At 43.7% G+C, this 15,191-nt stretch carries 16 protein-coding genes; 9 read left to right on the top strand and 7 right to left on the bottom strand.

Annotated features, from left to right (window positions below):
* Positions 1-345: 345 nt before the first annotated feature.
* From E2626_RS15135 to E2626_RS17290, 7 genes are all read left to right on the top strand, one after another.
* Positions 346-1,053, top strand: a complete 708-nt coding sequence (locus E2626_RS15135; protein ID WP_134382681.1) for a polysaccharide deacetylase family protein — start codon at positions 346-348, stop codon at positions 1,051-1,053.
* Between the two features lie 147 nt (positions 1,054-1,200).
* Positions 1,201-1,767 carry an RNA polymerase sigma factor gene (locus E2626_RS15140; RefSeq protein ID WP_134382683.1) on the top strand — a complete coding sequence of 189 codons (567 nt, stop codon included), beginning with the start codon at positions 1,201-1,203 and terminating at the stop codon, positions 1,765-1,767.
* Positions 1,764-2,483, top strand: coding sequence for an anti-sigma factor (locus E2626_RS15145; RefSeq protein ID WP_134382685.1), 720 nt, complete (start codon positions 1,764-1,766; stop codon positions 2,481-2,483). Before E2626_RS15140 ends, E2626_RS15145 begins: the two co-directional genes overlap by 4 nt.
* Positions 2,484-2,795: 312 nt before the next feature.
* Positions 2,796-4,163, top strand: a complete 1,368-nt coding sequence (locus tag E2626_RS15150) for a copper amine oxidase (protein ID WP_134382687.1) — start codon at positions 2,796-2,798, stop codon at positions 4,161-4,163.
* A 459-nt stretch (positions 4,164-4,622) separates the two neighbouring features.
* Positions 4,623-5,990, top strand: a complete 1,368-nt coding sequence (locus tag E2626_RS15155) for a copper amine oxidase (RefSeq protein WP_134382689.1) — start codon at positions 4,623-4,625, stop codon at positions 5,988-5,990.
* Between the two features lie 62 nt (positions 5,991-6,052).
* Positions 6,053-6,727 carry a class F sortase gene (locus E2626_RS15160; protein ID WP_134382691.1) on the top strand — a complete coding sequence of 225 codons (675 nt, stop codon included), beginning with the start codon at positions 6,053-6,055 and terminating at the stop codon, positions 6,725-6,727.
* Positions 6,728-6,795: 68 nt separating this feature from the next.
* Positions 6,796-6,966 (top strand): hypothetical protein, encoded by a 171-nt coding sequence (locus E2626_RS17290; protein WP_166786848.1) that lies wholly within the window; start codon positions 6,796-6,798, stop codon positions 6,964-6,966.
* A gap of 65 nt (positions 6,967-7,031) precedes the next feature.
* Here E2626_RS17290 and E2626_RS15165 read toward each other — a convergent pair whose 3' ends face one another.
* Positions 7,032-7,697 carry a KinB-signaling pathway activation protein gene (locus E2626_RS15165; RefSeq protein ID WP_134382693.1) on the bottom strand — a complete coding sequence of 222 codons (666 nt, stop codon included), beginning with the start codon at positions 7,695-7,697 and terminating at the stop codon, positions 7,032-7,034.
* A 145-nt stretch (positions 7,698-7,842) separates the two neighbouring features.
* Here E2626_RS15165 and gerD point away from each other — a divergent pair, with 145 nt between their 5' ends.
* Entirely contained in the window at positions 7,843-8,487 is a 645-nt protein-coding gene (gene gerD / locus E2626_RS15170) for a spore germination lipoprotein GerD (protein WP_134382695.1), read from the top strand.
* A gap of 107 nt (positions 8,488-8,594) precedes the next feature.
* Here gerD and E2626_RS15175 read toward each other — a convergent pair whose 3' ends face one another.
* The 3 genes from E2626_RS15175 to cwlD all read right to left on the bottom strand — a co-directional run bounded on the left by E2626_RS15175 (position 8,595) and on the right by cwlD (position 11,364).
* On the bottom strand, positions 8,595-9,383 hold the full coding sequence (locus E2626_RS15175; protein ID WP_134382697.1) for a hypothetical protein: 789 nt from the start codon (positions 9,381-9,383) through the stop codon (positions 8,595-8,597).
* Positions 9,384-9,541: 158 nt separating this feature from the next.
* A complete protein-coding gene (locus E2626_RS15180) occupies positions 9,542-10,600 on the bottom strand; it encodes a P-loop NTPase (RefSeq protein ID WP_134382699.1) in 1,059 nt (352 codons plus the stop codon).
* 65 nt (positions 10,601-10,665) lie between these two features.
* A complete protein-coding gene (gene cwlD / locus E2626_RS15185) occupies positions 10,666-11,364 on the bottom strand; it encodes an N-acetylmuramoyl-L-alanine amidase CwlD (RefSeq protein ID WP_244094353.1) in 699 nt (232 codons plus the stop codon).
* A 127-nt stretch (positions 11,365-11,491) separates the two neighbouring features.
* Here cwlD and E2626_RS15190 point away from each other — a divergent pair, with 127 nt between their 5' ends.
* Positions 11,492-13,018, top strand: a complete 1,527-nt coding sequence (locus E2626_RS15190) for a gluconokinase (RefSeq protein ID WP_134382701.1) — start codon at positions 11,492-11,494, stop codon at positions 13,016-13,018.
* A 199-nt stretch (positions 13,019-13,217) separates the two neighbouring features.
* On the opposite strand, the gene rpsI is transcribed toward E2626_RS15190, so the two are convergent.
* The 3 genes from rpsI to truA all read right to left on the bottom strand — a co-directional run bounded on the left by rpsI (position 13,218) and on the right by truA (position 15,183).
* Positions 13,218-13,610: a 30S ribosomal protein S9 gene (gene rpsI, locus E2626_RS15195; protein ID WP_134382703.1), complete on the bottom strand. Its 393-nt coding sequence runs from the start codon at positions 13,608-13,610 to the stop codon at positions 13,218-13,220.
* A 25-nt stretch (positions 13,611-13,635) separates the two neighbouring features.
* Positions 13,636-14,073, bottom strand: coding sequence for a 50S ribosomal protein L13 (gene rplM, locus E2626_RS15200; protein WP_134382705.1), 438 nt, complete (start codon positions 14,071-14,073; stop codon positions 13,636-13,638).
* A gap of 375 nt (positions 14,074-14,448) precedes the next feature.
* Entirely contained in the window at positions 14,449-15,183 is a 735-nt protein-coding gene (truA, locus tag E2626_RS15205; RefSeq protein ID WP_134382707.1) for a tRNA pseudouridine(38-40) synthase TruA, read from the bottom strand.
* Positions 15,184-15,191 lie beyond the last annotated feature (8 nt).

Below are 15,191 nucleotides of genomic sequence, written 5' to 3' on the forward strand. Positions count from 1 at the left end.
AAACGTTGACGTTTGGTTGTTTAGTTTTCAAGGTTCAAGTACTTCTTTCCGCTTCCCTTCTTTATAAGGAAGAAATACGGCGTTGCTCTCTCAAGCGACCAATCTATCATAACATCTTTCAAAATATTATGTCAAATACTTTTTTGAAAAAGTTTTTGATGAGATTTTGTGTGGCGCTTCAAAAGCGACGCTTATTAATTTACCATCGTTTTAAGGTATGGTCAATACTTTTTTAAAAAGAAAATAAGAAAGTTATTAATTTTTATATGAAATGCGTGATTCACTTCTATTCCTCCCCCTTGCTTCATAAGCTTTTACAAGGATTTTTTTATGGAGGTGTCTGGTTTGAGGAGCTTATCTTTCCGTTTTTATTCTGCACTGATCATGATGGTCATGGTTTTCTTTCTTATTTTAGCTCCAGGTACTTCAAGGGTCATGGAAGTAAGTGGTGTCTGGCCTTCACCCGGTATCATTTATAAGGGTGATAAGGGTACTGCATTAACTTTTAATGTGACTATCGGTGATTCTTCTGTCAGCTGGCTGATTGAAGAGTTAAATAGAAGGGGTATTCAAAAGGCTGCTTTCTTTCTTGATCCAGCATGGGTGGACCGCCACTCCGATATTGTGGAGGAGTTGATTGAATCCGGCTTTGATATCGGTATTTATGATCTTCATCCTGGCCGTTATGACAAGATGACTGAAAAGGAAATGGACAATCACATTCTATCTCTGATTTCATTTTTCAATGAATATGAGCTTAAACCTGCGTATTATCGTACAAAAGGTCAACTTCTTCAGCCTCCTGTGGTGAAAAGATTAAGGGAACACGAGCTGTTAGTTGTAGATTATCTTATTGATGAAGGAACGCTGGAGGATTCTGATCAATCGATAGAAGGTGCTGTAGTTGCGCTTGAGTTAGTGAATAAAGATGAAGAGATGAAAGAGGACTGGGATAAATGGTATCGGGTGATGGCAAAAACGAAAAACTTAAAGTATGTTTCAATCCTTGAATTACTGGCTTCGTCAGACAGTAAAATTAAACTTCTTGAATAGCAGATATTTTAAATTCCCTCTCCTAATATTTTTTAAACAAAAAAGTGATCCAAATGAAGTTCTTTTTCGTTATCTATGCAGAGAATTGTTTTCATGGCGGTTGTTTAGTACGATTAACGAACAAACGTCATTTTAAAGGAGTATGCCATGTCACAGCAATTGCCGGATATTGATTTGTATCAGAAGGTTGTGCACGAGCAGGATGCTGCAGCTTTGCGTCAGCTGTATCAGAAATATGAGAAGCTCATCTATTCTTTCTCATATAAAATGACGCAGGATCAGGAAGTTTCTGAGGAAGCCATCCAGGAAGTCTTTCTTAAGCTTTGGAAAAAACACGCGCCTTACGATGAGTCGAAAGGGAAATTCTCTTCGTGGCTATTAACGATGACAAGAAATACTTGTCTTGATGCCCTTCGCAAGCGCAATCGTCATGAAACGGTTGAATATATTGAGAAAGATACGCTGCGGGTAACAGAAGAAACCCCGGCGGATATTTTAGAATGGAAAGAACAGGGCTCAGCTATACAGGAATGCATGAGCGGTTTGAAAGAAGAGCAGCAGCATATTGTTCAGCTGTTTTATTTCAACGGTTTAACACAGCAGGCGATTTCTAAAGAAACAGATACACCATTAGGTACGATTAAAGGACGTATCCGCCTGGCGCTTAAGCATTTGAAAGCTTGCCTTAAAGGGAAAGGAGGGCATGAAGAATGACTCAGCAGTGCGACCGCGTGCTGGATTACTATAACCAGCATCTAAATGATATTGAAAAAGCAGCTTTTGAAAAGCATCTGTCTGAGTGTGCAGATTGCCAGGAGATGCTCAGCGACTTGCGATCTCTGGAAGATGCCCTTCCTTTTGCGGCAGAGCCAGTTGAACCACCTTCAGGAATGGAAGAACGGATTTTTGCGCATATTGAAACTCAGGATAGCAGCAGACCGGCTGAATCCACTCCTATGCGTCCTTCCAAAAAGAAGAGACAGTGGATGATGCCATCGGTTGCAGCTTTGTTGGCGATTTCCCTTTTCGGAAATGCTTATCTGTTTACTCAACTCTCGGATAATGCAGATATCGTTGAACAGGCGACAATTGATCAGGTTCTTCAATATGCTGAACTTGCCCCGACTGAGGGAGATGCAAGCGGAACAGCGAGTATTATCGATCAGGGCGAAGAAAAGAGACTGGTTGTGCAGGCATCCAATCTTTCTGCACTCTCAGCAGAAGAAGTCTATCAGGTTTGGTTATTGCAGGATGGGCAGCCGGAACGTGCCGGAACTTTCGTCATTGATAATGAGGGAAGAGGTTCTGTGATCTTCTCAATGAATGAAGAGTTTGCTGAACGTGACTGGGATACAGTTGCCGTCACACTGGAGCCGGATGCGAATAGCGAGCTTCCTGAGGGCGACATTATTCTTGCCTCAGAACTTTAGAGTTTAAAATAGAAGGAAGCATCAAATGGATGATTAACCATTTTGATGCTTCTTTTTTATGTTGTTCAGGTCACTCCCCCGCTTCTCTTTCTACATCTACTTTCCGCAAGATCTCTTTTGAAATCATAGATTTTTAATTAAAAAGTTTAAATTTCAGAAAAAATAAACCACTCAAAACCCTTTTATATCAACCTCCATCCAATTATGTGCATTTGTTTTTAAAAAAAGTTTTTAAAAAAGTGATCCAAATCTGATCTCTCGTCGTTAGCTTTACAGATTCAAATTAAAAAACAAAAAAGGAGAGATTTAATCATGAAATTGAAAAAGAGTATGTTCGTTGTCCCTATGAGCCTTATGTTACTTATGCCAACCGCCGCACTTGCAGATGATCACGGAGATCACTCAGAACACGCTGAATCCGGAATGGAAATGGGCACTGCCACACCAGCCGCTGAACTGCGTATTACACTCGATACTGCATTAACTGAGCACGCATTCCTTGCAATTGAAGCAATGCGTAAAGGCGTTGACGGCGCAGAAGACTTTGATCAGGCTGCTGCCGCTTTAACAGCTAATTCAGATGATATCGCTGCTGCTGTATCTTCTGTATATGGTGAAGAAAACGGTGCTGCTTTTCTTGAGATCTGGAATTCTCACATCGGTTACTTTGTTGATTATGTAACGGCTACTGCTGAAGAAGATCAGGAAGGCATTGATCAGGCTTTAGCTCAATTAGAGGAATATAAAGTAGAACAGGCTGCATTTTTCGCAACAGCTACAGAGGATCGCCTCCCTGCTGCTGCACTTGAAGAAGGACTTCAAATGCATATCGATATGCTATTAATGACTTTTGACGCTTATGCAGAAGGTGATTTCGAAACAGCTTATACACATGAACGTGAAGCAATCATGCATATGAGTGGATTTGCTGAACAGTTGTCAGTGGCAATCGCTGACCAGTTCCCGGATCAGTTTGAAGGTACAAACCCTGATACACCAGCTGTAGACCTTCGCGCACAATTAAATTATGTTTTTACTGAACATGCTGGTCTTGCTGCAATGGCGATGCAGGATGGTGCTGATGGTGCAGAAAGCTTTGATCAGGCTGCGGGCGCTTTGACTGCTAACGCAGATGACCTGTCGGCTGCTGTGGCTTCTGTCTATGGCGAAGAAGCTGGCGCTCAGTTCGCTGAAACCTGGAACTCACATATCGGCTACTTCGTTGATTATGTAGTAGCAACTGGTGAAGGCGATACTGAAGGTCAGGAAGCTGCGAAAGCAGAGCTTGATGGTTATATCGTTGAACAGGCTGCATTCCTTGATACTGCAACTGAAGGACGCACACCAGCTCCAGCTCTTGAAGAAGGTTTGACTGCACACGTTGATCAGTTATTGACTGCATTTGACTCTTATGTGGCAGGTGATTATGATACTGCTTACAACTCAATTCGTGATGCCTGGGCACATATGACAATGCCGGCTGCAGGACTATCAGCAGCAATCACAGATCAGTTCCCTGAGCAGTTCGGTCATGAAATGCCTGCTGAGATGCCAAACACAGGTATGGGCGGAGCAGCTGATGAAAACGGCTTCCCGATTGGTTACCTGATCGCACTACTATTTGTCATGGTTGGCGGATCAGCAATCGCGGTTAGAAAGTTTGCTTCTGATAATAAATAATACTGATTAAAAAAGAGCGGCGCTTACACAGCCCGCTCTTTTTCGTGTCACGAGATATTTTAATATTATTTTAATATTATTATATAATCTATCTTTATACCTAAAACTTGTTGAAACAAGTGTTTTTATAAACGTTTTTTAGGTACAAAGCACTTAATATTTAAAATAAAGAAATTATTCTTTATTATTTATAAAAAATGTTTAATTCAAAATCCTTTAGGGAAGTAAAGAAATAACCAGCGAAAAAGTTCTAAATGTTTTTATTTTATATGCGGTCCAACATCACTCTTTGCTCCTGTACATACGGACGACTTTTCAACTTTAGATGAGTCTCTCCCGGCTGTGTAATTGTAAAGAAGTCAGACACACTTCTTTGAAATAACCTGCTATCACATTTAAAAATAAGCACATTTAATTTTCACGCTGGAAATTAAGTTGGAAAAGGGAGAGATTTTACACATGAAGTTGAAAAAAAGTATGTTAGTTGTCCCAATGAGTCTTATGTTATTAATGCCAACAGCTGCACTTGCAGAGGATCACGGAGATCATTCAGGCAGTGCTGAGTCAGGAATGGAAATGGGCACAGCAACACCAGCTGCTGAACTTCGCATCACACTCGATACTGCTCTAACTGAGCACGCGTTTCTTGCAATCGAAGCAATGCGTAAAGGTGTAGACGGTGCTGAAGATTTCGATCAGGCTGCTGCTGCATTAACATCTAATTCAGATGATATCGCTGCTGCTGTATCTTCTGTATATGGTGAAGAAAACGGTGCTGCGTTCCTTGAGATCTGGAACTCTCATATTGGTTACTTTGTTGATTATGTCACAGCAACTGCTGAAGGAAACCAGGAAGGCATTGATCAGGCACTTGCTGAACTTGAGGAATACAAAGTAGAACAGGCTGCATTCTTTGCAACTGCTACAGAAGATCGCCTACCTGCTGCTGCACTTGAAGAAGGACTTCAAATGCACATTGATATGCTGTTAATGGCTTTTGACGCTTATGCAGAGGGTGATTTCGAAACAGCTTATACACATGAACGTGAAGCAATCATGCATATGAGTGGATTTGCTGAACAGTTGTCAGTGGCAATCGCTGACCAGTTCCCGGATCAGTTTGAAAACTCAAATCCTGATACACCTGCAGTAGACCTTCGTTCACAGTTAAACTATGTATTCACTGAGCACGCTGGATTAGCTGCAATGGCTATGCAGGACGGTGCTGATGGTGCCGAAAGCTTTGACCAGGCTGCTGCTGCATTAAATGCAAACGCTGATGACCTGTCAGCTGCTGTCGGATCTGTCTATGGAGAAGAAGCTGGTGCTCAGTTCTCTGAGATCTGGAAATCTCATATCGGCTACTTCGTTGATTATGTAGTAGCAACTGGTGAAGGCGATACTGAAGGTCAGGAAGCTGCGAAAGCTGAACTTGATGGTTACATTGTTGAGCAGGCTGCATTCCTCGACACAGCAACTGAAGGTCGTATCCCGGCTGCTGATCTTGAAGCAGGTTTAACAGAGCACGTAAGCCAGCTGCTAGCTGCATTTGATGCTTATGTTGCAGGTGATTACGAAACAGCTTACAGCTCAATCCGTGAAGCATGGGCACATATGACAATGCCAGCTGCAGGACTATCAGCAGCGATTGTTGATCAGTTCCCGGATCAGTTCGGTGGCGAGATGCCTGGTATGCCAAGTACTGGTATGGGTGGTATGGCCGCTGAAGAAAACGGCTTCCCTGTTGGCTACATGATGGCACTATTGTTCGTCATGATTGGTGGATCAGCACTAGCTGTCAGAAAATATGCATCTGATAAGCAGTAATCAAATATTTTAATTGAGGGCAGCGCTGAGAAGCCTGCCCTTTTTCATCAGGAGTGAGAGATGTGATTAAAAAATTTGCACTATTAATCGGATTCACCCTGCTTCTTTCTGCTTGCAGTGTTGAATCTGTGATGGACCAGTTTTCAAAACAGGAGCAACCCGCTGAGGCCAGTGAATCTGCCCCGCCTGTTGAAGACGTGCTGTCAGATTCAGCTGATGAAGTGGTTGAAGAATCTCCTGCTGCTGAAGAGGACGATAAGGCGCCTGCAGCAAACTGGGACCCTCCGAAAAGTCTGATCCCGTCAAAGCTTGAGATTCCTTCTATTGGATTGTCAGCGCCGGTTGAAAAAGTCGGACTGACTGAAGCAGGTGAAATGGCTGTTACAGAAAGCTTTGAGACAACAGGCTGGTATGAAAAAGGCTATAAACCAGGCAGTCAGGGTAATGCTGTGATTGGTGGACATGTCGACAGCTATGAGGGTGCAGCGATTTTCTATGACCTGCAGTTTCTTTCTGTCGGAGATGAAATCATTGTGAGCGATGAAGAAGGCAGTCAGCTCGTTTTCGTCGTGACTGACATGGTGGAATATCCGTGGGATGATGCACCAGTTGAAGAGATCTTCGGTTATACAACGGACCGGTCTTTAAATCTGATTACGTGTACGGGTGATTATGATCGTGGTTCGAATAATTATAATCAGCGGCTGGTTGTGTATACGGAGTTAAAAGAAGCCTGATTTAAGGGCTTTTTTTAATGGGGAAATTTTTGGGGTGTGATGGCCGGGCGGTTTTGCAGCCCAATTAGGTGGATAGCAGGTTAATTGGTTCATCTCCTGGAATTTATGGTTCACCTCTGACGGTTTTCGGTACAACCTACCGGTTAATTGGTTCAGCGACGGTTGCAGGTATCATTATTGCAACACCTCTCCAGGCAATCGGTTCAGCTCCAGCTGTAATTGGATCACCTCTCAAATGATTTGAACGCAGCTACCAGGCACCACCCCACCCTAAACACGAAAAAAGCACGCCCGCAGGCATGCTTTACTTCGCTTTTACTTCTTGTTCACGTGCAGCTTTCCGCGCCAGACGCGCTTCACGATCTTTTTTAGACCGCTCATTATATTTAGGTAACGCAAGCATTTGATAAGCGTTTGTTGCAATCAGCGTGAACATGATTGTGATCAGCCAATAGTTTTCATTACTTCTCAGCACCGGCAGCCATTCAAGCGTTGTAACAACGACCATAAAGAACAGTGTTGAAGGGAAAATCATTTTGCTCTTGGCCTGTTTAGCTTTTAGCAATGAAACAATGATTCCGACTGCAAGTAAAAATGCAGCCAGCGAAAAGTATGGAAGCAGCGAATCTCCTTCTTCTGCAAAGGCATCAAAACGGAAATACACTAAGTCAAACAGCACAAATGCGACCAGCACCATCTGTACCCAGTTCCACAGCTTCAACGATCGGAAAATACTAAGGCCGAACTGATGAATCGTCAGGTAGGCAAAGTACCCCATTTGACTCAACACACTGAACGTCATACCGACACCAATCATCCATAAAACGACTGATAAAATCTCTATACTATCTTCACCCGCGAACTGAGTCGTTAACTCACTCCAGCGGACTGCAATGCCTACGATCCCTGTGGTGACCCCGCCGACAAGCAGTGTCATCATAAAGAAACGGATCCAATTTCGTATGGTCACGTCTATATCCTCCACATCTTTAAATACACATTCTCATTCGATTGTACCAGTCGTTATGTGAAAAATCCATGACTGCGATGTGAACGTGTATATTTCAGCCTTTTACGCAAAAGCTATGAAAAATGCCTGTACGGGAGGTGTCGACATGAAGAAGGAATTGTTAGTGAGTTCAGCACTGATTCTCCTTTTAACAGGATGTGCGGAAGAAAAAACCAGCTATGAGGAAACAAAGCAGATGGTAACCGACCTGTTAAAAACTGATGACGGGAAAGAAGCAGTGAAAGAGCTGCTTGCTGATGAGGAAATAAAAAAAGAGCTCGTCATTGATCAGCCGATTGTCAAAGAGTCGATCCAGACCACACTTCTGTCTAAAGAAGGACAGGATTTCTGGAAAAAAACGTTCGCAGACCCGGAGTTTGCAGAAACGCTCGCGAAAAGCATGAAAACTGAACATGAACAGCTGTTAAAGGATCTGATGAAGGACCCTGACTATCAGAAAATGATTTTGACCATTATGCAGGACCCTGCCATGCATGAGCAGACGATGTCTGTCCTGAACAGCCAGGCTTATAAAGAAGAAACGAAAAAGCTGATGCTTGAGATGATGGAGAGTCCCCTTGTGAAGAAGGAAATGCAGGATTTGCTGCTTGAAGCTGCTAAGGAAATGGGTGAAGAAGGCGGACAGCAGGAAGCGTCTGGCGACGGTGGAGAAGAAAGCAGTGGTGGTGGAAATGGCGGCGGTAGTGGCGGCGGCAGTGAGAGTGAAGGTGGCGGTGAGATGGGGCAGTGATGAGTGCTTATCATTTGTGAACAGAAAAAAGCAGGGATATCATATCAAATAAGATATCCCCCTCCCAACGATATTTTGTAAGTTACTTCGAGCACAGCTAAAATGATTTAATGCTTTGGCCATCTCAACTTACTTCTTGAATCATCTATCCATTCCGCCTGTTTTTCTTTTAATGTATTTTCGAGAGAAGCTGCCTGCTTCTCAAGACTGCCGTCTGGTAGTACAGGCTGTTCATTGAATTGTGCTCTGCTATTTTTGATCCCCGAAGCCATCAGTGTGCCAATGTAGTATTTCTGTGTTTCACGGGTTAATTGATCCCAAAGCCCCTGATTCTCCATCTCTTCCTTCCAATCCGCAAGTACGCCATCAAAATCTGAAGAAAGACGGATCATATTGATCTGGCAGGCTGTCAATTTAGCAGCCTGGTCCGTTAAAAAGCGGTTTACTTCTTCTGTAACTTCAACAGAACCATTGATAAAATCCGTGACTTTTTGATATTCTACTTTCAAATACTTTAGCAAGTCACCGAGCTCCGCAATAACACCTTTCCCTTTTTCTATTTTTTCACCCGTCCCTTTTTCAGATACCTGCAAAGCTTCCTCGTAAAAAACAGGTGAGACTCTGGACCTTTCATCAGAAGAGGTGAATATTCCAATAATCGTATGATGAAAACCCACGATTAAATCATGAATTTCCATTGCATCTTTTTCATTGCCGCTGTTACCCGGAATAATCGCTTTCCCGTTAGTACGATCGCTACCCTTTTTCAGGTATGCCACATCAAAGTAATAGGCACCATTCAACTTTACATAGTTAGGGTGTACAATCATATCCTCAAAAAGCTTTTTATATTTTTTTGCAGTTTTTTTAGCTTTCTCCCATTCCTGCTCAATCACTTGTTTCCCTCCTTTAACTCCCCTGAGACAATCGGGCTTACGTAGTTAATTATTTTATTATATCCTCTTGGGATACCATTTTCCAAAAAGATCCCATACTGTACTTTAGTTATAAAGCATAAAAAACGACCCCATCAAATGAGGTCGTTTCACATCAATCATTCCGTTGTCTTATCAATCACTTCTTCAGCAATCTGATCATAAATCTTACCAAGCTTATGGTCTTCTGCATATACAGATGGAGCGAAATCGTCTTCATCCCAATCAGGCTGCTGAAGCGGTAATTTACCTAACAGCTCTGTACGCAGTTCATCTGCAAGCTTTTCTCCGCCGCCCGTGCCAAATACATACTCACGCTCGCCGGTTTTCTTGCTTTCATAGTAAGACATGTTCTCTACTACACCAAGGATTGAGTGCTCTGTCTGGAGCGCCATCGCCCCTGCACGCGCAGCAACGAATGCAGCTGTCGGGTGAGGTGTTGTAACGATAATTTCCTTACTTGATGGCAGCATCGCGTGAACGTCAAGCGCTACATCGCCCGTACCTGGTGGCAAGTCAAGCAGCAGGTAATCCAGCTCGCCCCACTCCACTTCAGTAAAGAAGCTGTTCAGCATCTTACCAAGCATCGGTCCTCTCCAGATGACTGGTGCATTATCTTCAACGAAAAATGCCATCGAAATGACTTTAACACCTTTACGGTCAACCGGGATAATACGCTCGCCGCGTACAACCGGACGTTTGTTAATACCCATCATATCAGGCACGCTGAAGCCGTAGATATCAGCATCGATCAGCCCAACTTTTTTACCCTGACGTGCAAGTGCCACAGCTAGGTTTACAGATACTGTAGATTTACCTACGCCGCCTTTACCGCTGGCGATTGCGATAAACTGTACTTTGTTGCCTGGCGCAAGCAGGTTATCTTCCACTGCATCACCTTTTTGGCCACGGAATTTCTCCAGTTTTTCAGGCTCAAGCTCTGTAAAACGGATACCAACCGTTTCTGCTCCCGCTCCTTTAAGCGCTTCTACTACCGCCATCTGAAGCTGCATCTGTTCAGCAGTTCCTGTCTTCGCAAGCGCGATTTTCACGCTGACGTGATTCTTTTCTTCCTTAATAGTTACTTCTACAATTCCTTCCGTTTCCGCAAGCGTTGTATGTAAAATCGGATCATTCATTGAACCGAGCAATTCTCTTACCTGCTGTTCAGTTACCAAAACAAGACACTCCTTTTGAATTCGTTTTCATCTACGCAAGTATAACATAGGTGAAACGCTCAAGTTCACTCAGGAGGCTCATCTTCTTTGGAATAATGTCTCAGAATACCAATGTAAATGGCAGCCGCTAACTGTTGCTGGTAATCGTCCTGCAGAAGCCAGTAGCGCTCTTCAGGATTAGAGAGAAACCCTGCTTCCACCAGCACACCAGGTGTCTCCGCATGACTCAGCACATAGATCCCGTCAATCGGCTTGGATTTCCTTTTGCTATCCGGGATGTGCCTGTTCAATTCGTGCTGCACAAACCTCGCCAGCCGCTCATTCTGATCATTGTATTCGGTATAAAATGTCTGCGGACCCTTCCACCTTGCTTCAGGAATCGCATTTAAATGAATGCTGATAAATAAGTCGTTATCTTTGTTATTAATCAGGTCAAGTCTGTTTTTGAGATCCTCTCTTTTACGATCTCTGTACCCTTTCGTACCTTCAGCAGCCAAATCACGGTCTGTCTCCCTCGAAAGAATGACAATGGCCCCCTGCTCCTCTAAATATGCCTGAAGCTTTTTTGCAATCGACAGTGTCAGGTTTTTTTCAAGAATCGTTTCATAGGATGCTCCACCGTCCAGCCCGCCATGACCCGGATCCAGTACAATCACTTCACCTGTCAACGGCAGACTCCACTCTTCCACAGCATAAAGCAGCGCCCCTGCTGCCATGCCAATCAATAACACGGTAGCTGTGATGATCATCGATTTCCTAAGCATGTCCTGTCCTCCTTATTTTCTAGAGGAGTATATGCAAGCTGCCGGGATATTAGAATGAGTCCTGCACCCTCTGATCTCAGGTTATGTTATGATTTCGAATATGAGAATCGTGAAGGATGTGCATAAAATGAATAAGAGATTTGTAATCGGATTGGATATTGGAACAACCAGTGCAAAAGCGGTGGTTTTTGATAGAAGTGGACATGTCATATCAGAACATGAAGAAGGTTATCCGACTTTACATGAGCAACCATCCTGGTCTGAACAGGATCCGCTCAGCATTGAACAAGCCGCCATCACTTCGATCCGGCTGGCGCTTCAATACAAACATATTTCACCAGATGAGATCATTTCAGTTGGATTATCTTCAGCCATGCATTCGTTAATTTGTGCAGACGAACATAATGAGCCGATTTCACCCCTCATTACATGGGCTGATCGCCGCAGCATCAAGCAGGCTGATGAATTGAAAGCGTCTCCCGAAGGCGAAAATATTTATTTGAAAAGCGGTACCCCCATTCATCCTATGTCTCCCTTAATAAAGCTGATCTGGATGAAGGAAAATCAGTACACTCCTTATTTAAATGCTGCAAAATTTTTATCAATAAAAGAGTTTTTAACTTCGCGCTGGTTTGGAATCGATGCAGTCGATTACTCAATCGCTTCAGCTACAGGCCTTTTTAATATTCATACGCGAAGCTGGAATCACGAAGCACTCAAGCTTGCTTCAATTGAAGAATCCCAGCTTTCAAAGCCTGTACCTGCTTCTTATATATTTAATGGACTAAAACCTCAAATTGCTGAAGCGATGGGTCTTAACTGTGATACACCTTTTGCAGCCGGGGGAAGTGACGGACCGCTCGCTAATCTCGGAATTGGTGCCATTGAACCTGGAGAAGCTGCCATTACAATCGGGACAAGCGGAGCCATCAGACAAATGTCAAAGGCTCCACACACTGATCGTCATCAGGAAACATTCTGTTACGCATTCACAGATGATCTATGGGTGCTTGGTGGTCCAACAAACAATGGTGGAAATGTGCTGAAGTGGCTGAAGGACGTCCTTGGTCATGAGGCAGCAGCCAATGCGCTTCAGAATGGAGAAGATCCTTCTGCTCTACTGATTCAATCACTTGAAGAAATCGAACCAGGCGCAGGAAAACTGTTGTTTTTACCTTATCTAAGCGGGGAACGTGCACCACACTGGGATGCCAATGCAAAAGGCGCTTTTGTGGGACTTACCGTAAATCATACACATCAACATATGGTGAAAGCGGGATTGGAAGGTGTGCTTTTTAACATCTTAACGATCAAAAACTCTCTGGAAAGACTAACAGGCGATACGAAAAGCATCTATGCTAGCGGCGGCTTTGCCCGTTCTAAAGAGTGGGTGCAGATGATGGCTGACATTTTCGGCAAGGAAATTAAACTGCCACTCTCGCATCAAAGCTCTTCATGGGGAGCTGCCTGGATCAGTCTGCATGCTGTTGGGGAAGCAGCTAATCTGACCGGCATTAAAGATAAAATCCCAATGACTGATGCGGTTTATCCGGATCTGGAGAAACATAAGCGTTACCAGGAGATCTATCCGATATTTCAAAATGTCTATGATGCATTGAAGCCAACATTTCATGACTTAAGCAAACTTCAATGATTTTGTGCCCCATACACCCAGGTGTGTGGGGTTTTTTGGTTTGAACGGTGAGTAGGTCAAATGGTACTAAGCTGACAAAGTGTGGCTTGAACTGACGAATTAGACAGCTGAACTGACAAATTCACCACGCAAACTCACAAACTCACACAGAAAAACCCCCAGGCAGCTGCCTGAGGGTTTGTGTAAGCGAAAAAGAAAATTAACGCTTTGAGAACTGAGGTGCACGACGTGCGCCTTTAAGACCTGGCTTCTTACGCTCTTTCATACGAGAATCACGAGTCAGAAGACCTGCGCGCTTAAGTGAGCCGCGGAATTCTGGATCTACAGTAAGAAGTGCGCGGGAGATTCCGTGACGGATTGCTCCAGCTTGTCCAGTGTAACCACCACCGTTAACATTTACGTGGATGTCGTAGCTTCCAAGTGTTTCAGTAATGTTAAGTGGCTGCTTGATTACTTCGCGTAGAGTTGCGAATGGGATATAGTTTTCAACGTCGCGTCCGTTGATAACGATTGTTCCGTTACCAGGTACTAGACGTACACGAGCAGTAGAGCTCTTACGACGGCCTGTGCCGATATATTGAACTTGTGCCAAGATAGTTACCTCCTCTTAAATTAAATTAACCGCGTAGTTCGTACGCTTCTGGTTTTTGAGCCTGGTGCGGGTGCTCAGCGCCTGGGTATACGTGAAGCTTTTTGATCGTCTGGCGTCCAAGAGAATTCTTTGGAAGCATACCTTTGATCGCAAGCTCAAGCATTTGACGTGGGTACTTAGTGCGCATTTCTAGTGCTGTACGCTGCTTAAGTCCACCTGGGTGCATGCTGTGACGGTAGTAGATCTTGTCAGTCAGCTTCTTACCTGTAAGTTGAATTTTGTCAGCGTTGATGATGATCACGTGATCACCAGTGTCAACGTTAGGTGTGAATGTCGGTTTATTTTTACCGCGTAGAATCGCAGCTACTTCGCTTGATAGACGTCCAAGAGTCTGGCCCTCAGCATCTACAATTAGCCACTTGCGTTCTACTTCGTGGCCTTTAGCCATAAATGTTGTACGCATGAGTTTACCTCCTAAATAAGATTATATCGTTATGAATCACTTCAATTAATTAGCCGTATTTATAACACTTCACTCGTTGTAAGGTCCGGGTCTCACATGAGGGTGAAATACATACCATAGGATATCTTATAACGTTTGGTGTCTGATGTCAAGGGGATGTTACACCCGGATTAGTTGTTTTAGTAATTTTTTTTGGTTTTTAATGATTCTTTTAAAGTTGTCTGCTGATTTCCGCTTCGGCCGGATGCTTTCTGTAGCCGGGCGCTGGGCCGTCACATTCGCTCCAGTCATCAGCTGTGCAGAAATATTAATGAGCTTTAATAAAACTTTTCGAAAAAACGCTGATGTTTTCCGTTGACGGGCATTGAAAGACTTTTAATAGTTTACTTCCCACAAGTACAATCCATGAGCCGGAGCCGTTTTTCCTGCTGCATTTCGATCTTTCGCTTCAATCATTTCAACGATTTCTTCCGGCTGATACTTGCCATTTCCGACTTCCAGCAGCGTGCCGGCGATAATCCGGACCATGTTATACAGGAAACCGTTGCCTCTCACACGAAAAATCAGTTCGTTCTCCAGCTCTTCAATTTTAATAAAATCTATGATCCTTACACGGTCAACGACTTCTGTTTTGGCTGAGGAGAAGCTGGTGAAGTCGTGCTCTCCTTCTAAATGAACCGCTGCTTCGCGCATTGCTTCTATATTCATCCGGTGTGGATAGTGAACAGTGTAATGACGTCTGAATGGCATTGCTATAGCGCTTCTGTCAACGATATAACGGTACTCTTTGGTGTTTACATCAAAACGCGCATGAAACGCTTCAGACACTCTCTCAGCGCTTAATACAGCGACATCACGCCCGATCTTCTGGTTTAAGATTACAGGCCATTTATCAACTGGTATTTGAAGTGCTGTATCGAAATGAAAAACCTGTTCCATCGCATGAACACCCGCATCGGTGCGCCCACTGGCGGTAATACGGACAAATTCACCCTTATGCACTTCCTGAAGCGCCTGTTCAAGCTCACCCTGAACCGATCGCTGCCCCGGTTGTACCTGATAACCATAAAACTGTGAGCCGTCATATGAAACTGTACATTTAATACGCATCGCTTTCT

Origin of the sequence: Jeotgalibacillus salarius (assembly GCF_004405125.1) — a bacterium.
GTDB classification, from domain to species: domain Bacteria; phylum Bacillota; class Bacilli; order Bacillales; family Jeotgalibacillaceae; genus Jeotgalibacillus; species Jeotgalibacillus salarius.